The sequence below is a fragment of the Chryseotalea sp. WA131a genome, from assembly GCA_025370075.1.
In the GTDB taxonomy this organism is placed as follows: Bacteria; Bacteroidota; Bacteroidia; order Cytophagales; family Cyclobacteriaceae; genus ELB16-189.
Genome location: CP073016.1, coordinates 2,004,683 through 2,023,355, shown reverse-complemented (window position 1 = coordinate 2,023,355; position 18,673 = coordinate 2,004,683). Strand labels below are relative to the sequence as shown.

Here is an 18,673-nt window from a genome sequence, read left to right as displayed (position 1 = left end):
TTCTACTGCAAAATCTGGGTTCAAGACACACACGTTTGTGTTTCTGCAGTGGCGGGCATAGGAGGCCTTAGCAATGGAGCGAAGCGAAATGCTAAGGCCGACCAGTTGCGACCTGTCCCATGGCACAGTGTAAATAAAGAAAACGAAAGTAATGAGGACACCGAACCCCGCCATTGCGCAAAGCTTCTATGCTATAAAAAAGTAGGCGTCTAGGGAGAAAAGTAGTCCTTCACTAAATTAGCGAAGGCTACAAAATATATGTTTCAAATATCAACCCCTAAACGCCATGATTAAAGTTAAAGCAAATTTCGAAAACCAAAAAGTGTTTGTTGGATTAGATGTGCACAAACGCAGTTGGAACGCTGCCATTTTCCTTGGTGACCATTTCATCCGCAACATTCACCAACCCCCAAGCCCCAAGCTTTACAACACTTTCTCGCTACCAACTACCCGGGGGCACACTGCACCTGCGCTTATGAAAGTGGAAAGTTCGGCTTTTGGATCCAACGCCACTTCAAACAAATGGGCATTGACTGTCTGGTCGTCAACCCTGCCGATATACCCAGCACCCACAAGGACAACGTCTATAAAACCGATGCCCGCGATGCCCGAGGCATTGGCCAAGCCCTGAGCAGTGGCTTGCTAAGGGGCATCTTTGTGCCCGATAAAGAACAAGAAGCTGACCGCCAACTGGTCAGGCAACGAAAAAAATTATGGGCTGACCTGGTGCGTTGCAAAAACAGGATCAAAGCTTTCTTGGATTACATGGGGACCATTGTCCCTGCCCGTTTCGATAACCCTAACTGGAGCCTCAATTTCATCCGCTGGCTGCGGGGACTTGAATTTGAACATCCCGCCAGCAGGGTCACATTAAATTATCAGTTGGACGAATTGGAAGCCCTGCGAAAGCAAATGCTCAGCATCTGTAATGCCATCCGAAAGCTCATGAGGGGCAAGAAATACAATAACCTGTATTACTTGTTGCGCTCCGTGCCCGGCATTGGCCCGCTCACGGCCGCATCGCTGATCACCGAGATTGGGGACATCAACCGGTTTGAAGGTTTTTATCACCTCAACAGTTTCATAGGCTTGCTGCCCATGGAGCACAGCAGCGGGGAGAAAGAGATCCGCAGCAGGATAACCATTAGAAAGCACCGCCAATTGCGCAGCGATCTCATTGAGTGCGCCTGGACGGCCAAACGGACCGACCCCGCACTGGCATTATATTACACCGAACAAGTAAAAAAGGGAAAGAATGGAAAAGCGGCCATCGTCAAGGTGGCCCGCAAATTGGTAAGCCGCATCCGCTGCGTGTGGCGAACCAATCAGCCCTATCAATGTGCCGTGGTTAAATAGATTAGTCTAAAATTAAATTATTAAATAAATAACTTATCCGTTGCCTTAACAAAACAAAGATTAACAGCCAAAAGGCTGACTGGTACAACAAGCTGACTACAAAACAAAATTTGTCATCGTGACATACCCAAACAGCGAAGTATTGACTTCAGCAAAGCATGTAGCAGTTTGTTTATAAAATTATCAGTTTAATCAAAGAAGCTTGTAGTGCCAACCCTTGTGGTATCTACTCATAGGATGCTGGTAATGGATAATGAAAAAAAACTTGCAGATATGGAAACGTAAAACTAATTTTAAACGACCAACAGAATAACTTGAGAAGGCAGGGGGCTAAAACAACCTCTTGCTTTCAAAAGAAATTTACTTCTCGCTATTGACAACTATCCTATATACATAGGACATTTTGTTAGGTGCCGTTTTTCCTTTTCTTTTCGTTGTTAATGTCCTTAACCACCGTCTCTGTCGCATGAAATTTATTTTTTAGGCTGTCGCTAAATGACTGGATGAAAAGTTTGTTTGGCGGTCGACTACGCCAACCATTGAACGCAAAGAAATTAAAATGAACATTTGTCGATTTATTGGATTCTGATATTCTAAATTTTAAAGTATGGTAGTCAGGTCCGTAAAAACTAAGTGTGTCGTAGGTCTTAGAGGCGAAGCGATGATATAGGTCAGATTTAAAAGACTGTCTAAAAATCATTTGTCCGACTTTATAACGAATAGTTGTATCCGCATTCTCATTAGGAATAACAAAATTACTGTCATAAGAAGCGCGATAGTTATAAAACCAAAAACCGCAGGATTGAAAAATAAAACCTATTGTCGCGAAGTACAAAACTTTTCTTGTCATGTGGTTTATAGGTTGTTCTAAATGGCACCTAACGTGAGTATTTGCGTTCGAGCGGGGCTTCCGAAGCCACGCCTTGTCCCCGACACCGAACGCACTAAAGATACGAAAACGTTGGATTACGCGTCAACCCCGCTTGACGCAAATACAGTGTGCCTGTTGCACAACTACTTTATAAATATACTAATGAAAATTATCTTTGCACCATGCAAGGACGAAAAGACCTCTCACCAAAAATCATGTACCAGGTCCACTTGGACATGCTTGTCCCCCAAGACAATTTCTACAGAAAACTGGACGCTGCCCTCAACCTCCATTTCCTCTACAAAGCCACCAGTAAGTACTATGGCTCAGAGGGAAATGAAAGTATAGACCCGGTGGTGTTCTTCAAAATTATCTTGGTGGGATATTTCAACAACATCAATAGCGACCGCCAGTTGCTGCGCCACTGCTCCAACTGTTTGGACGTGCGCTTGTTCCTCCGCTACGATATTGATGAAGAGCTGCCCTGGTTCAGCACCATCAGCCGAACACGCCAACTCTATGGGGAAGAAGTATTCATCACCTTGTTCAAAAAGATCCTCAGCCTCTGTGTTGACAAAGGAATGGTGCGTGGCAAGCGGCAAGCAATCGACAGTGCCTTCATCAAAGCCAATGCCAGCTTGGGCTCCCTTATTGAAAAGGAAATCACAGACGATGCCCAAGCTTATGCCGATGAACTCAACGAAGGCAGCGAAGAAAAGATAAAGCATGGGGACAAAGCGAAAAGCACCGTTACCACAGAAAAGAAAAAGCAAGTAGATCAACATCATGCTTGGAAGGCAGAAGCCTATCATGGTCAACCAAGCAATACCAACCCCAAGCAAGTAGATGAACACGGCAACTTGATACGCCCCAGGTTCTTGAGCAACCACACCCACCATTCCCCCACCGACCCTGATGCGCGCATATCCGTAAAGCCCGGCAAGGCACGGCAGTTGAATTACCTTGGGCAAGTGGCCGTGGACGATGCCCACCATGTCATCACAGGGGCATGTGCCGATTTTGCTGACAAAAGGGACTCCCAATGTATGGCCAATATCCTTGATCTCACACAAGAAAATCTAGCCGACAACAACATGGCACTACAGGAAATCACGGCCGACACCGGCTACTCTAGCGGTGAGGCATTAAAGTACCTGAAGGAAAAAAATGTGGATGCCTACATCCCCAACTTTGGGCAATACATAGCGCACCGCGAAGGGTTTATCTACAATCAACAGAAAGATCAGTATGGATGCCAGCGTGGGAAAAAAGCAATACTGCCCTGCAAAGGTGAAAGATCAGATCGCAAAGGGTATCAGAAAAAAACATATCGGAGCAGCGAATCGGTTTGCAAAGATTGTCCCCTGCGCGTGGCCTGTTGCGGCAAGAGCACCAAGTTTAAAAAGATAGAGGACAGCATCCATAAACCACTCTACGATGTGATGCATAAAAAAATGCAAACACCCTATGCCAAACAAATGGGCCGCATCCGCAGCAAAACAGTTGAGCCCGTGTTGGGTACGTTGATCAACTTTATGAACATGAAGCGTGTGAACACGCGGGGCATACGCCAAGCCAACAAGCATGTGATCATGGCCGCACTGGCATACAACTTGAAAAAGTATTTACGTTTTGAATCTCCAAAAGTGACTGCCATGATAAAGAAAATGGAACTGTTGGGGGAAACCACGGCCACATTTTCATCGCCATTCCTGTGCTTGGTAAAATCGGTTATGGCATCACCATTTTTCCGCACTCTGTTTTCCGCCCCACACATCACTGTCCCTTAAAACGAACCTGATAAAGCCATTTTTGGCTTGAATTTCCTAAACCCACCTTTTTTTGAAGAGTTGCGCATCAGCTACTAATGTTATGGGCTGCTGTCCTACGTCACGCTCCACAAAGTTCGTCCCGATGTCGTCATGCGGCAAACTCTCAGCAACGTGCTGTCTTCCCCTGTCAACGGAGTGCGCACTTAAACGTCAAACGAAAAACTGTCAACGAGCTAAAGTCCCACGAGAACAAAACAAGTTGCCCATAACGTTTAGCTTATTGCTGGCGGGCAATTAAAACCTGCGCCCTGTCCAACGTGATAAAGATATGTAAAGAACCACAAACTTCAATGACGCACAGTCCCGCCCGCTTGCAATAAGCTTTTGTTGTGCGCATGGGCCTGTCACGTCCTCTTGAATTTGAAAAAATCCGTACGATCGCTATTCCCTAAAAATAGTTTGTCGCCAACGATTTTAAATCTTTTGTCACGCCAAGATAGATGTCGAGCCAAGTTGTCAGGCTTTAGCTCGCAATCAAATGTCGGCCAAGCAAATTTATCAACAGGTCGGGTATGAAATTGAATTATTGAATCCTTTACAACGTAATACAAATAATCGCCCTCAAATAAATGTCCTTGAAGCGTAAAGGTAAATCGTCCTTGGTCGTAAAAATTTATTAATAAATTGCAGTCAGATTTTTTGTTGTCGAAGGTCTCAAGTGTCCACTGACTGTTAAGTAACTCTCTTGGTATTATTTGTTGTGTTGATTCTTTATCATATTGCCGTCTTGGCGGCATAATTGCGCAACCGATTATTATTGTCCCGATAGTTAAAACTCCCAAGTTGCTAGTCAGTCTCATGGTTAGTTGGTTTGTCCGGCCTTGCGCACAACGTTTAGGCTTGCTGCAGGTGGGCGATTAAAACCTACGCTCTCTCCCACGTGATAAAGATAAAAAAGAACTACACATTTTGATGACGCACAGACCCGCCCACTTGAAGCAAGCCATTGTTATGCACATGTGCCGCAGTCACCGTACTCAAACCACACGGATGCCAGTGCTTTGGTTTGCGTGTCGGCATGTGCGGCACTGCATTGGTGTGGTTATTCGTTAGCCCGTTTTAAGGGGTTAGTGCTTTACAATAATCTGAGAAGTCAGTCGCTCCATTTCTGTTTGGGCATGCAAGTAGTAAATACCGTTGGGCAGATCAGAAGTGTCAACAATTAATGCACCTAATTCCCCTTTGATGGATTTTCGAAGCGTTCCCTGAGAATCAAAAAGCTTTACTGTAAATGGCACTGCTATTAAAGCATTTTTCTCCGAGGAGAGGTATACTGTCTCTTTGTCTACGGTGGGATCTACAAGTTCTACAATGAGTTGATTGCTTGATGGATTTGGGAAAGTTCTCAACTGACCTCCACCACCTCCACAAGATGCTCGGAAGCGACCTTCTTGGTTAGCTGTACTTATTGATGTACACGTATTTGAAATCTCGACCCTGAGGGTGTGCCAAAGGTTGTCGACTATACCTCCAGGCACACTAGCAAAATTATTATTAGTAATAGTCGTTTTTAGTACGTTGTCAATATACCAACGATATGTGTAAGTGATATTACTTGAATTTGCTGGCAAGGTTACGCGGGCGTCCACTTGATACCAATTTGTGCCTGGTAGGCACAGTACTTTCTTTTGTTCAAACAATGGGTCAGTTATTCCAGCACCAACAGCGACCGACTGATTCAAGCTAAAAATTGGACATAAGCCTCCGCCAATGCTTCCAGTAATTGTAACTTGACCGTTAAAGTTATTTTGTCTCGTAGCAAATCCCGTCAAGCCGTTGATTGATAATCCTAAAGAATTGCTTGATGTCCAGTTAACTGTCGTTCCTGTTGGTTGATTATTGAAAGTAAATTGACCGCCTGTAGTACAAACTAAGTTAGGGCCTGTAATAAAAGGAATCGTTATCGTATTCGTTTGGGTAACATTCGGGTCATTAGTAAGCCAAATACTAAGTTGTGAATCAGCGGTACCACCTCCATTCCATGAAACATCAAATCTTCCATAGTGACCGCGTCTATTAGCACAGAAGTCATTGTTAGTATTCAAGAAATCACCGTGTAACTGCCCTACAACTCTTCGATTCTGATCAAAAATTGGAGACCCAGATGAGCCAGGTTGAACAGTCCCGGTTTCAAAAATGGTTTGCCAATGCGTATTAGGAGGGCATTGCACGATTGGATTTCCGAAGACATCAGTAACCCAAGTTGTCGTGATAGCCACATTCGCAAGAGCATCATTGTCTATTGATATCTTCTTTACATCTCCATTGGGGTGGTGAATAGATGCAGCCGAAGTAGCTGGAATATTAGCTCTAGACCAGCCTGCATAAGTTACATTCCCCGTGGGGCGAGCATTTAAAAGAAGGAGAGCAAAATCACTTGGCTGAAAGGCTGATCTTAAAGCGGAGCCATTTATTGATTGAAATACTGTCCCGTCTACTCCACCGCATGTTGGGCTTTCATACAAAAAACGGAATACAAAGTTGTTAACCGAATTTTGTTCAGTTGTTGAGAGTGCACCGTTAGCATCAGAATCAAGGCAATGAAACGCTGTCAGGAAATTGGGTGTTAAATCTTGACATGCATTATTCAATAGCGAGCCTGTACAGAACCTTTGTCCATTTGACAAAAGCAACATTGCTACTGCATTCCCTTCGTTTCTCCAAGGATTTCCCTCAGGGCAAGCGATATCTCTATTACAATTGGCGGACTGACCAAATCCAGCAAAAGTATTTTGATATCCGTGAATTACTTTGTCAATATGAAGTTTAGTTTGTTGCGTGTCCTTACCAATTACAGTTAATTGAACAATGATGCTTTCGCCTTTTATCAAGTCAGTCCAAAAGACTCCATTTGATGGATTGTTTTTACTGGTCACTGGACCATAGATCATTGTTTTTTGATTATTGTAGATTTCTAGAGATGCATTGCTAGCAAGACTAAAGCGATCGAAAATTAAGTTAATGCTATAAGCCTTCTTTGATGAAATTTTGTAAAAAAAGATACTTGAGTCACCAATTGTCAATTTGGTCGCATCTCTGATAAAATCAATATCGACCTCCACAGCTTTACCAAATCGAAATGGCTTTCCTTGTGTACGTTCAAGAGAGTCCTCTTTTAATAGATTTTTCAAGTCAATATTTGGCAACTCATAGTTCCGCATTCTTGATGCCTTTACAGATAGAGTTCCAATCTCTGACTGCTTCTCACCAGAAACAATTTTGTTCCTTATTTGAGCTTTCAACTCAGTAGCACAAAGAACAGAAGTCAGCAGAAAAAATAGACAAAAATATAGAGAGAGATTCGTTTTAGTTTTCATTCTTAGGACAAGGATTTTTTGATACAAATGAAATTGTTACGAATGAGTATGGCTCACAAATGTTATATTGCTTTCTCGCATAACCTCCCTCTTTGTATTGGAAATAAAAAATAGAGTCCTTAGAGAAATAGGAGGTCGGATTACTTAAAGATTTCAACAACAAGGAATCCACGCTTGCCACAATTGAATTGCTATAAGAAACTGTACCATCCATACTGTCCCAGTTCCTACCAATTTTATGGTCATCTAATATTTTAACAACAATGCCTTCGCAGTAATTGCCAGTGTATTGGCCTTTCACGCAATCCTTGGTTATTGCCTTCTCACTATCGCAGCCAACAGCGAATAATATTGAAGTGAGGTGAATAAAATACCTAAATCTTGTTTTCATGCTCTTAAGTTTTAGACGAAGTTAATAAATAGACACGCAAAACTATTGTTTAGTTGTAATTTAAATTATTCAAAGTCAACACAAATTGGCTCTTTTGCTTGCTTTGGTGTCGCGCTGGAATGTGTGGCAAGCAAATGTGCCAGTGTTCGAAGTACCGAATCTGTCCGCGGCATTGTGCATAACGTGAGTATTTGCGTTCGAGCGGGGCTTTCGAAGCCGCGTGGTGTCCCCGACACCGAACGCACTAAAGGTACGAAAACGTTGGATTACGCGTCAACCCCGCTTGACGCAAATACAGTGTGCCTGTTGCACAACTACTTTATAAATATACTAATGAAAATTATCTTTGCACCATGCAAGGACGAAAAGACCTCTCACCAAAAATCATGTACCAGGTCCACTTGGACATGCTTGTCCCCCAAGACAATTTCTACAGAAAACTGGACGCTGCCCTCAACCTCCATTTCCTCTACAAAGCCACCAGTAAGTACTATGGCTCAGAGGGAAATGAAAGTATAGACCCGGTGGTGTTCTTCAAAATTATCTTGGTGGGATATTTCAACAACATCAATAGCGACCGCCAGTTGCTGCGCCACTGCTCCAACTGTTTGGACGTGCGCTTGTTCCTCCGCTACGATATTGATGAAGAGCTGCCCTGGTTCAGCACCATCAGCCGAACACGCCAACTCTATGGGGAAGAAGTATTCATCACCTTGTTCAAAAAGATCCTCAGCCTCTGTGTTGACAAAGGAATGGTGCGTGGCAAGCGGCAAGCAATCGACAGTGCCTTCATCAAAGCCAATGCCAGCTTGGGCTCCCTTATTGAAAAGGAAATCACAGACGATGCCCAAGCTTATGCCGATGAACTCAACGAAGGCAGCGAAGAAAAGATAAAGCATGGGGACAAAGCGAAAAGCACCGTTACCACAGAAAAGAAAAAGCAAGTAGATCAACATCATGCTTGGAAGGCAGAAGCCTATCATGGTCAACCAAGCAATACCAACCCCAAGCAAGTAGATGAACACGGCAACTTGATACGCCCCAGGTTCTTGAGCAACCACACCCACCATTCCCCCACCGACCCTGATGCGCGCATATCCGTAAAGCCCGGCAAGGCACGGCAGTTGAATTACCTTGGGCAAGTGGCCGTGGACGATGCCCACCATGTCATCACAGGGGCATGTGCCGATTTTGCTGACAAAAGGGACTCCCAATGTATGGCCAATATCCTTGATCTCACACAAGAAAATCTAGCCGACAACAACATGGCACTACAGGAAATCACGGCCGACACCGGCTACTCTAGCGGTGAGGCATTAAAGTACCTGAAGGAAAAAAATGTGGATGCCTACATCCCCAACTTTGGGCAATACATAGCGCACCGCGAAGGGTTTATCTACAATCAACAGAAAGATCAGTATGGATGCCAGCGTGGGAAAAAAGCAATACTGCCCTGCAAAGGTGAAAGATCAGATCGCAAAGGGTATCAGAAAAAAACATATCGGAGCAGCGAATCGGTTTGCAAAGATTGTCCCCTGCGCGTGGCCTGTTGCGGCAAGAGCACCAAGTTTAAAAAGATAGAGGACAGCATCCATAAACCACTCTACGATGTGATGCATAAAAAAATGCAAACACCCTATGCCAAACAAATGGGCCGCATCCGCAGCAAAACAGTTGAGCCCGTGTTGGGTACGTTGATCAACTTTATGAACATGAAGCGTGTGAACACGCGGGGCATACGCCAAGCCAACAAGCATGTGATCATGGCCGCACTGGCATACAACTTGAAAAAGTATTTACGTTTTGAATCTCCAAAAGTGACTGCCATGATAAAGAAAATGGAACTGTTGGGGGAAACCACGGCCACATTTTCATCGCCATTCCTGTGCTTGGTAAAATCGGTTATGGCATCACCATTTTTCCGCACTCTGTTTTCCGCCCCACACATCACTGTCCCTTAAAACGAACCTGATAAAGCCATTTTTGGCTTGAATTTCCTAAACCCACCTTTTTTTGAAGAGTTGCGCATCAGCTACCAGTGTTAGCGGCAGTTTTTTTACCTCTCACTTTTCCACTTCTTTCTGCTTTGGTCAAAGTCCCCAGCCCATTTCATAGGAATAGGTTCTTCGTACATGCTCTTATAAAAGTCATTGCTGTCGAAAGCACTTGTATTGTCGTTCAGTAAAACCTCCGGTATCCAAACTTTATTTTCGTTGTTGAATTTTACTGTCCATTTACCCTCATTTTTATTGGTGATAAAAAACTGTCCGTAGTAAGCTAGTGCAGAAGGAAACCAACTCTCAAACAAACTGAAATTTGTCCCATTCCATTTTAATGCTTCATCAATAATTTCAATACCTCCTTCGTCCAAAGTCAATTGCTCTTTGTCGAAGTTTAGTACAATGGGCAAACTGTCAATTAGTGAAACAACGTGTTGCGGAAATTGGTCGACATATCTTTTAGATAATTGTTGATAAAAATGCTCTGACTGTCCCGGTTTAAAATCACGTTTGAATTGTTCATATTTTTTTGTGCACCCCTAACGTCATCAAGTGTCGAGTATATTCTTAGTGTAAGAATTTGCATTTTGTCGCCAGCACCATTCTTTTGATTTTCTTCATCTATAAGAACATGGTACCCATTTTCGGATGAATAGAGATTTCCATAAAAATCATTAACAAATACTCTCTGCTGAACCAATTTCAGTTTATGATTCTTAATGATTTGCTTAACATACTTTGGATAAACAAGGTGTTCATTTGGTTCATAGTCAGAGAGACTATCGCCCTTCGCAAGCTGCTGCATCAAATATTCGTCATCATATGCGTAGTGTTGCTCGCTAATTCTAGAGTTTTCTGATGCGAGAGTTTTTAAGTCTCGATAGATTGTCGCGTTTGTTTCAGATTCAGACTTGTAGATAAAAAGTATTTGATTGGTCGGCAATTGGTAAACTTCGAAATTCCAATACTTGGGAAGGTCACTCACAAACTGTGTCAGTTGCTTTGGCTTTTCAGTTTTTACAATTTCTGCCCCCTTTTCAAAGGGTAAGTCAATTTTGTATGAAATGTTCTTCTTTAAGTTCCAAACTATATTCTTTACAAAAGTCACCTCTTCAAGTCTTTTGAAGTCTGCAAGATTGTCAACGACAATGGCTTGTTTGTCATAGAACTGTCTCGTCCTGAAAAAAGTTTACACAATTTGGTTAAGAATCCTACTGCAAGTTTACAGCTTTAAGTTAATCCTGAATACCGTTTACATTTTTTAATTTTGTGTTACTGGTGAAAGCGGAAGTAGGCCCTGCAGAGGTGCAACCTACCAGGAATTAAACCAGTGTGTGACGAAGTATGTTGTTCAATAGAAGCCAAGTTTAACCGCTTGGCTTTTTTTGAGGGGTATACTTTTGAACACCTTTATGCCTTTTAAAACCTGCCCCGCGCAGCGGGGCTATGCCATTGAGACCTCCTTTCCTTTGTTCTTCTGCCAATAGTTGGTCCACCGCTTCTTGATCGGGCCGCTTTGTTGATGCGCTTGGGCAGGCTTTAGGTTATCAATGCTTCCATGTGGGCGAAGATGGTTATAGGTGCTGCACGCAATGGCCACTTCTTTTTGGGCCGTTGCATAATCAGGGAATGCCTCTTCCAGTAACTCTTGCTTCAAAATCCCGTTCACCCCAGATTTTGCAGTAGAATGAAATAGTGACAAGGTGTCTTATATTTGAATATGGAACACCACTATACCGATAAATTAGTAACAGCGTGGGGCGGGATGAAAGAGATGAAAATATTGATTGACCAAACTGGGATCAGCAAGAAGTTGGCCGAGCTTGGTTTGCCTGAGAGCAAGAGTAACAACCGGATAGATGCCGTGGGTATAATAGAGAGTTTTTGGGTGGGCATCTGGATTGGTTGCTTTCGTTTTAGTCACACAGCGGTGGTGCGGGTTGATGAAGTGTTGCGCCAGATATTTGGATGGAAGCGGGTTGCTTCGGGGACCACCTTCGGGCGGTTCTTTAAAAAGTTTACGCCCTCAATGAACCACCAAATTTTCATTGAACTGTACACGTGGTTTTTTGAGCAGATCCAATTCGACAATTATACGTTGGATATGGACAGCAGTGTGATCACCCGTTACGGGGAACAGGAAGGCAGCAAAAAAGGGTACAACCCCAAGAAGCCTGGCCGTGGCAGCCATCATCCCTTGTTTGCTTTTGTCAATGACATACGCATGGTGGCCAATTGCTGGAACCGCAGCGGCAATACAGGGAGCAACAGCAACTGCATCCATTTTTTAGAAGAGACCTTTGCCATCCTCAAAAACAAAACAGTAGGGTTGTTCAGGGCCGATAGTGGGTTTTGTACCGGTACAGTCTTGGATTTCATTGAGCAGAGAAATATCCCCTACGTCATTGCCTGTAAGCTGTATGCCAATTTACAAGCCAGCATTTATGGTATCACCCAATGGAATGCGATAGGCGAAGGCTTATGGGTATCGGAAATAAACTACCAGCAAGGCGGCTGGGGCAAAGCCCGTAGGATTGTGGTCATCAAACAAAGTGAAGAAATCAGGGCCAGGGCAACGGGTAAGAAGCTCAAGACATTATTCAGCAGCGTGGGCATAGCGGACGAAAAAGTGTACCGCAAAAGGTACCATGCCTTTGTCACTAACCAAGCCCTGCCGGCAACAGAAATATGGGAACAATATAAGCGCAGGGGTGATGCCGAAAACAGGATCAAGGAGTTGAAAGAAGATTTCGGTACAGAAGGCTTTTGCATGGATAGTTTTTGTGCTACTGAAACAGCTATGCGCTTTGTGATGGTAGCCTATAATTTGATGAGCCTGTTCCGCCAAATAACCCATCAAAAACAGCCACAGCCCAAGCTTTCCACATTAAGGTTCAACTGCTTTGCAGTTGGAAGTTGGGTGGAGCAGGAAGCCCAAAAATGGGTACTGAAAATGTCCGTCCCACTCAAAAGAAGGCAATGGTATGATGGATTATTCTCAAATGTCCAAAAAATAAACCTGCCACTAAGTCTGACTGGATAGTTCTACTGCAAAATCTGGGTTCACTCTTTCGGCCAGTGCATTTTCCAACGGGTCACCTTTCTCGGTCATACTGATCTTGACCCCATGCTGTTCCAATAATTTCACATATCCATCGCAGCAATACTGTACCCCTCTGTCGCTGTGATGGATAAGCCCATCGTGCAGGGGGTTTTGAAGCCAACGCCATTTTCAAGGCGGCCAGCGGCCCTCTTGCCGATAGGCCCTCGCTCAAATAAAACCCTACAATCTTTCGGCTGTATGCGTCTGTGACCAACGACAAATAAGCAAACCCCTCATTCAAGTGAATGTAGGTTATGTCACTGACCCAAAGCTGGTTAGGGGCAACTGGGATAAAATCACGGACAATGTTGGGGTACTTTTTAAAGCGGTGTTTCGATAGTGTGGTCACTGGGCCTCTCCGTTTTCGTTTCGTGACCAACAGGCCTCTGTCTGCCAGCAAATCAAACATTGCGTCCCGCCCGATTTTAAAACCATGGGCCGTTAGAAAACTTTGCATCTCATCTAACAATTTTCGAGTACCGATACGTTTGAGATGTTTTCGATGCCGCAACACCTCTTCGATAATAACATCCGATTCATAAGCCTTCTGATGAATATAATCTATGCCTTGATAGTAGGACTGCCTACTATAACCAAGCAGCAAACAAAGCCCGTTGATACAACGGGGCGTACTTTGTTCCACCTGCTCTACTGCTTGGTGCCAGACTTTTTTCGGATGTCGATCTTAAGCTGCCCCTCAGCTATGTCAATGATGGCATTGAGCAACTTATTGTGCAACTTAGCTTTTCGGAGTCCTTCCTGCAGTAGCTTTACATCGGTAGGCAGTTCTTCCAGGGGAAGATCGTCTTTGACCTTGATCTTGGGCTTTGTTTTTCTCACCGGCTTTCCTTGAAATTGTGTGACCCAATGGTGGATTGCTCTAAAGTCAACTCCATGATTGGCCCCCAATTTACGATAGGTCGTATCGCCCAGCAAATACTCTGCAATGATAGCCTCTTGTTCCTGAACTGTTTTTTCTGATTTTATCATCTTGTTTACACGTTAATTCGTGTAAACCCAGATCAGGACGAGACAAACTCAACAATTAGTCTGTTGTCGGAAAGTCGAAAGGTTCTTGCTGTCAGCCTTTTTCTTAGGTCATTGTCTTGAAATCCTTGAAAATCTGTCAGAAGTTTTTGTTTTGTCTTATCGTCAATAATTTTGACTGTGACATGTGTTTTGTCGGAAGCAATAATTTCCAATTCTTGAGAGAATGTGTCCACGGTTATTAAGGTCAAAAATATTATTAGTAGTCGTTGTCGCATTGTCCAAGTTGTCCAAAAAAAATTGCCGCTAACGGTTTGGCTTGCAGAAGGCGGGCAATTAGAACCTGCGCCTTCTCCCACGTGATAAAATAAATGAAACGCACTGAACTTTCCTAACGCACACTCCGCCCGCTTTTCTGCAAGCTAGTGTTATGGCCAGTTTGCAACCGAGATTAGCGTTTTAATGTCGACCGGGAAAAAGAAAATATTGTCCACCTAGAAGTCTCGCGAGCAAGTCGTCCAGCGAAAGAGTTTGGTCGTCCGTTACAAAGTGTCGTTAAGAGTTGTCGTGCGCGAACGGGTCGTCCGATCGCAAATGTTTCCGAGGCGAGTCGTCCGCCAAGAAAAATGTCCACAAGGAAAAAAGTTTAAACAAGTGCGGCTTTGATTTTTAAAATTTCCCGTCAGTCGTGTGAAGCAAAGTCCGCGGAATATTGATGAATTGTCAACGAGCAAAAGTCAGTCGTCTATTAATTAGTCGTCAGCGAAATTTGGGTCGCACACTCGTCTCGCAAATTGGCCATAACGATTTGTGCTTATGACAGTAGCGGGATTTTGAAACTGCGTCCTGTCCCACAAGCACAAATAAATTTAAGAAAACAAAACGAACTTGCCAACACGTCACCCCGCTATTGCATAAGCACAGTGTTGTGCGTTTCGTGCTTCCCTACTCTGGTCTTGCCCAAAATGATGTCGGATTGTTTGTTTTATAATTAATAAATGTTGTCCCACTTTTGGGATACGTCTTAATTATTTTTTGCGGAAATTGATTGTATGCACCTAAAGGTAACAATTCCACATAAGTAATGACTTTACCACTTTCGGTGGTTTCTGTGTCGTACTTGCTTGCTATTGCGCACTCCATTCGATATAAATTTTTCGCCATGTATTGGTAGAGATATTCCTCCTTGGTCTTTGAAACCTTGTGGTTCCAATTGGCCTCTGGATTTAAGATCAAAGGTTTGTCATTAACTATCCTTTCTCGAACTTCTTCAATGCTTAATAAATCACCCTTCTCATTCATCACATAAGCATCATTAGTAGGGTCTATCCAAAGCCATTTTTTCAAGTCATAAGAATAAACCATATTGATAACATGGCAGTCCTAAAAAACTGAGTCCCTCGGCATACATGTCACAAACCTTGAAGGTATACCTAAAGATAGGTAACATTCATTAAGAACTGTCGAAAGTCCTCTGCAATTCAGTCCGCGATTTCCCTTACGACATTCAGCAATCATGCTCAACGAATTCTTCACAACTGGATTTTCATGGTTACCGTCATGAGGAATAATATTATGTACCCAACGCAAAAGGTTGAGTATTTTAGAGACTTCACTACCTTCTCCAGCAATAGAGTCCAATTTGAATCCTTTGCGAAGGGCGGTCAAATTATTGTCATCCTTTGATTGGTAGGTAAAGGTTGGAATTGGTCTTACGTCTTTAAAGTCATACTTATCGGCTCCTTTTAAAATCTCCAGATAGCTTGGTTCATATTTAATCTGCGTCAACGCCTTCTTTCCGTTTAATAAAATGATAAAGTTAAACTTTGTAGTAGTCGTTACCTTTACTGAAATAGAATCTTTGTCAGTATAAAATGTTACCAATTTCCCTTTGGAAGAGGTTGTGTAAATATCAGGTTGAGCTTCGGGAGTTATTGTCCAAACATTCTTCTGAAAATTGTCGCCATCACGAATGTCAACTGATATTGAGGTTGCATTTATTATCGGCAATCTTTCTTGAGCAAAAAGAGTTTTTCCACAAATGATAAAAACTAAAATAAATCTTTTCATAAATCATTTTTCTAAATATGTAATACTTCGCTAAGGTCTCATTGGCATGACGCACAACGTGAGTATTTCCGTTCGAGCGGGGCTTGTGAAACCTCGTCCTGTCCCCGACACCGGACGCATTAAAGATACGAAAACGTTGGATTACGCGTCAACCCCGCTTGACGCAAATACATTGTTGGCGGCTGGGCGGTCAGTCGACCGAAATCTATTCCTCCAGTCGTAGTCGCTTAAAAAAGTCGTTGTCGCGTAACGAATCTTTGTCGCAGTTGAAATCTAGGTCGAACTGGCCTTCCAGCCGAACAGGTTTTTGAGCTTCATTGGCAACTCGATTTATCTGTTTCCTTTCTATTTTTTTACTTTCAAATTATATTCTACTTCCCCGACATTTTTGGTTCTCCAAATTTTTAAGTTGTTCCCGTCAAAATCATATTGATGTTGTCCGCTAAGAACATATGAAGGTCCATATAATGCTGGAATTGCAAAGAATAGAGTGTCAATAAAATTTATTGTTGAACCATTTACACTCAATTTTCCTGCACCAACACCATAAGGCAAATTAGTTGAGCTTTTATAGTAGCCTTTCGAGATTTCAAGTGTAACAGTCCCAGTTACGTTGTCCGAATTACTTGTTCTAAAAGTCCCGTTAAATGACATCTCTGTCACGGTGTTAATTTGTGGATTTACTTTGTTGCTTTCGCAACTAGTCAAAACCGTCCCGATTAATAGAAAGACAAAATATGTAAGTACGGTTGTTTTCATATTGTTCTGTTAGACACAAAATATTCAAGGATAGTTTGAATCATTTTGTGTCTTAAGTCTTTTTTTATTTCAAAGTCCGGTTGAGTTTTTGAAGTCCGTCAAGTGAAATTGAAGTCGCGTTGTCGTTGGAGTCCTTTGTCGTCAACCCGTCCCCGCCTTGCCGCCAACGTGTGTGTATCGGATGTGGCGGGCTTTTGAAACGCCAATCTGTCCCACGTGGAGGGACTAAGTTAAGAAAACTATTCTTGATCGCAACACCGTACCCGGCCATATACGATACATCTTGTTATGCACATGTGCCGCAGTCACTGTACTAAAACACACGGATGCCAGTGCTTTGGTTGCGTGTCGGCATGCGCGGTACTGGCATTGGTGTGTTTTTCCGAAGCACTTAAAAATACTTCGCTAACTTGAGCTTAATGAACGAACCGCAATCTTTCCTGTTTAGCCAGATGTCATCAACTGCTATTCGATAAGAATTCTTTTTCTAAAGTGGTCACCTTTAGAGTGGGTGACGTCCAAATAATACGTTCCCTTGGGCAGTTGGCTTACCGAGATTTTTAATTCATCATTGTCTTTGGCAGACAGGAATATCCAGTTTTTTTGGTTTTCATCGAATATCCGAACTTGGGCTGTACCAGATTGCTTTGATTTCTTGGTTTTGTTTTCCTTGATGTTATCACTATTTCCCTTGAATGATACTGTCAACTCGTTACTTGTTGGGTTGGGAAAAGAGGTTAGGCAAACAAAAGCTCCACAACCGTACGGTGGGGGTGAGGTGCAAGTGTCCCAATCCCGATATTCGTATTCTTTACTACCTAATTGTATAGGTGAGGAACATGCATTACTTGCAAAGGCATAGACTGTCCTGCTGATGCCGGCCAGGGGTGGGGCATAAATGTCAGCGACCATAGTTGTACCTCACCTATACTCGTTGAATTGCCGATTGGGTCGTTCTCTGTCCAATGAAATCTTGTTATCCCGTTATTGCTACTGGGGGTTACATTGGCACCCAAGACCATCCAATGTTCACACTGGTCTAGCTCGTTTAATGAAACGAAAGAAGAATTTATGACTGGGGTGCCAACCCAAATTGTTCTAATGAAGTTCACATTACCGCACGCCCCGCCTAAAGTTGCGGTGATAGTGACTTCTCCATTGAAATTATTCAATCGAGTTGGAATTGTGTTATTGCCCATAGCCGGGTTGAATGACAGGGCAAGCGGATTGGAGGAAGACCAAGTGATAACTGAGTTGGCAGGCTGATTCTGAACAGAAAAAGTGTTTAAGTTTGCATTACATAAAAGGTTCACCCCAAGAATTACCATAGGCAAACCATAAATTGAACGTATTCCGTCAATATCATCTTGCCCTAAAAATCTATGTGACCCATTGTAACTTGCATTCATCAATGAATTTGCAACGGTGGTGTGATTTAAACCAAGCGCATGGCCAATTTCATGAGCAGCAACGGTCATCAAATCAATAGGTTGGTCAGAATTATTTCTAGTGTCAATCGTCCAATCTTCACTGTCATCAAAATGAATATCTCCAGCAAATGCGTCTAGATTGGGTGGAGGGAAAAAACCATGAGCCAATGTACCATTCTGACCATCGAAGGCGCAAACGCAGGGGTCGCCATGTTCGAAAGTAACCCAACTTATCCTAATGTTAGCCTCATTTTCATTGAAAACCTCTCTAAATACTAAGCCAGCTTCTTGTTGCCAAAGTTGAAAAGCCTGCCTAACAGGCGCTCTTTCTCCATCACCGACTATGTCGTTAGTGCCATTCATAAACATGAACGAAACTACTCTACAATCCCAAGCTCTGCCATCAGTAACAAAGCCATTAGGTGGAGGAATGCTTGGGGCAAAGATTGGGCCATTATCATAAAGAATCTGGGCGAACAACTTAACGTTGGATAGAGTAGTCGAAAAAAATATGACTATCACGAAGAGAGTCCGAGTATAAATTTTCATATATCAAA

At 43.1% G+C, this 18,673-nt stretch carries 16 protein-coding genes and 1 pseudogene; 4 read left to right on the top strand and 13 right to left on the bottom strand.

What is annotated here, in order from left to right:
* The first annotated feature begins 411 nt into the window (after positions 1-411).
* Positions 412-1,356 (top strand): annotated as a pseudogene (locus KA713_09100) (IS110 family transposase).
* Between the two features lie 406 nt (positions 1,357-1,762).
* Here KA713_09100 and KA713_09095 read toward each other — a convergent pair.
* Entirely contained in the window at positions 1,763-2,206 is a 444-nt protein-coding gene (locus tag KA713_09095; GenBank protein ID UXE68704.1) for a hypothetical protein, read from the bottom strand.
* Between the two features lie 203 nt (positions 2,207-2,409).
* Between KA713_09095 and KA713_09090 the strand changes: the two genes are divergently transcribed.
* Complete coding sequence (locus tag KA713_09090; protein UXE68703.1) at positions 2,410-4,017, top strand: IS1182 family transposase; 1,608 nt, start codon at positions 2,410-2,412, stop codon at positions 4,015-4,017.
* A 1,109-nt stretch (positions 4,018-5,126) separates the two neighbouring features.
* On the opposite strand, the gene KA713_09085 is transcribed toward KA713_09090, so the two are convergent.
* Together KA713_09085 and KA713_09080 are read right to left on the bottom strand one after the other, a co-directional pair.
* The gene (locus tag KA713_09085; protein ID UXE68702.1) at positions 5,127-7,376 is read right to left on the bottom strand and encodes a trypsin-like peptidase domain-containing protein; all 2,250 of its coding nucleotides are present in this window, start codon (positions 7,374-7,376) and stop codon (positions 5,127-5,129) included.
* Positions 7,366-7,767: a hypothetical protein gene (locus KA713_09080; GenBank protein ID UXE68701.1), complete on the bottom strand. Its 402-nt coding sequence runs from the start codon at positions 7,765-7,767 to the stop codon at positions 7,366-7,368. Before KA713_09080 ends, KA713_09085 begins: the two co-directional genes overlap by 11 nt.
* A gap of 353 nt (positions 7,768-8,120) precedes the next feature.
* On the opposite strand from KA713_09080, the gene KA713_09075 reads away from it, so the two are divergent.
* A complete protein-coding gene (locus KA713_09075; protein ID UXE68700.1) occupies positions 8,121-9,728 on the top strand; it encodes an IS1182 family transposase in 1,608 nt (535 codons plus the stop codon).
* Positions 9,729-9,823: 95 nt separating this feature from the next.
* Here the strand turns inward: KA713_09075 and KA713_09070 are convergent, their stop codons facing one another.
* The 3 genes from KA713_09070 to KA713_09060 form a co-directional block, all read right to left on the bottom strand.
* Positions 9,824-10,177, bottom strand: a complete 354-nt coding sequence (locus tag KA713_09070) for a hypothetical protein (GenBank protein ID UXE68699.1) — start codon at positions 10,175-10,177, stop codon at positions 9,824-9,826.
* 8 nt (positions 10,178-10,185) lie between these two features.
* Complete coding sequence (locus tag KA713_09065; GenBank protein UXE68698.1) at positions 10,186-10,875, bottom strand: hypothetical protein; 690 nt, start codon at positions 10,873-10,875, stop codon at positions 10,186-10,188.
* 336 nt (positions 10,876-11,211) lie between these two features.
* Positions 11,212-11,469: an integrase core domain-containing protein gene (locus tag KA713_09060; GenBank protein ID UXE68697.1), complete on the bottom strand. Its 258-nt coding sequence runs from the start codon at positions 11,467-11,469 to the stop codon at positions 11,212-11,214.
* Between the two features lie 18 nt (positions 11,470-11,487).
* Here KA713_09060 and KA713_09055 point away from each other — a divergent pair, with 18 nt between their 5' ends.
* Positions 11,488-12,810 carry an IS1380 family transposase gene (locus tag KA713_09055; protein ID UXE68696.1) on the top strand — a complete coding sequence of 441 codons (1,323 nt, stop codon included), beginning with the start codon at positions 11,488-11,490 and terminating at the stop codon, positions 12,808-12,810.
* Positions 12,811-12,862: 52 nt separating this feature from the next.
* On the opposite strand, the gene KA713_09050 is transcribed toward KA713_09055, so the two are convergent.
* The 7 genes from KA713_09050 to KA713_09020 form a co-directional block, all read right to left on the bottom strand.
* Positions 12,863-13,513, bottom strand: a complete 651-nt coding sequence (locus KA713_09050) for a DDE-type integrase/transposase/recombinase (protein ID UXE68695.1) — start codon at positions 13,511-13,513, stop codon at positions 12,863-12,865.
* 5 nt (positions 13,514-13,518) lie between these two features.
* Positions 13,519-13,860, bottom strand: a complete 342-nt coding sequence (locus KA713_09045) for a hypothetical protein (protein UXE68694.1) — start codon at positions 13,858-13,860, stop codon at positions 13,519-13,521.
* 942 nt (positions 13,861-14,802) lie between these two features.
* Entirely contained in the window at positions 14,803-15,222 is a 420-nt protein-coding gene (locus KA713_09040) for a hypothetical protein (protein ID UXE68693.1), read from the bottom strand.
* 18 nt (positions 15,223-15,240) lie between these two features.
* The gene (locus KA713_09035) at positions 15,241-15,927 is read right to left on the bottom strand and encodes a transglutaminase domain-containing protein (protein ID UXE68692.1); all 687 of its coding nucleotides are present in this window, start codon (positions 15,925-15,927) and stop codon (positions 15,241-15,243) included.
* Positions 15,928-16,272: 345 nt separating this feature from the next.
* Positions 16,273-16,686, bottom strand: a complete 414-nt coding sequence (locus KA713_09030; protein UXE68691.1) for a hypothetical protein — start codon at positions 16,684-16,686, stop codon at positions 16,273-16,275.
* Between the two features lie 465 nt (positions 16,687-17,151).
* On the bottom strand, positions 17,152-17,394 hold the full coding sequence (locus KA713_09025) for a T9SS type A sorting domain-containing protein (protein ID UXE68690.1): 243 nt from the start codon (positions 17,392-17,394) through the stop codon (positions 17,152-17,154).
* A gap of 110 nt (positions 17,395-17,504) precedes the next feature.
* A complete protein-coding gene (locus KA713_09020; protein ID UXE68689.1) occupies positions 17,505-18,665 on the bottom strand; it encodes a matrixin family metalloprotease in 1,161 nt (386 codons plus the stop codon).
* Between the last annotated feature and the right edge of the window lie 8 nt (positions 18,666-18,673).

Coding starts and splice junctions, on each gene's coding strand:
- KA713_09075 (UXE68700.1), top strand. CDS start 8,121: ATGCAAGGACGAAAAGACCTCTCACCAAAAATCATGTACCAGGTCCAC.
- KA713_09040 (UXE68693.1), bottom strand. CDS start 15,222: ATGGTTTATTCTTATGACTTGAAAAAATGGCTTTGGATAGACCCTACT.
- KA713_09080 (UXE68701.1), bottom strand. CDS start 7,767: ATGAAAACAAGATTTAGGTATTTTATTCACCTCACTTCAATATTATTC.
- KA713_09085 (UXE68702.1), bottom strand. CDS start 7,376: ATGAAAACTAAAACGAATCTCTCTCTATATTTTTGTCTATTTTTTCTG.
- KA713_09030 (UXE68691.1), bottom strand. CDS start 16,686: ATGAAAACAACCGTACTTACATATTTTGTCTTTCTATTAATCGGGACG.
- KA713_09035 (UXE68692.1), bottom strand. CDS start 15,927: ATGAAAAGATTTATTTTAGTTTTTATCATTTGTGGAAAAACTCTTTTT.
- KA713_09020 (UXE68689.1), bottom strand. CDS start 18,665: ATGAAAATTTATACTCGGACTCTCTTCGTGATAGTCATATTTTTTTCG.
- KA713_09095 (UXE68704.1), bottom strand. CDS start 2,206: ATGACAAGAAAAGTTTTGTACTTCGCGACAATAGGTTTTATTTTTCAA.
- KA713_09090 (UXE68703.1), top strand. CDS start 2,410: ATGCAAGGACGAAAAGACCTCTCACCAAAAATCATGTACCAGGTCCAC.
- KA713_09055 (UXE68696.1), top strand. CDS start 11,488: ATGGAACACCACTATACCGATAAATTAGTAACAGCGTGGGGCGGGATG.
- KA713_09045 (UXE68694.1), bottom strand. CDS start 13,860: ATGATAAAATCAGAAAAAACAGTTCAGGAACAAGAGGCTATCATTGCA.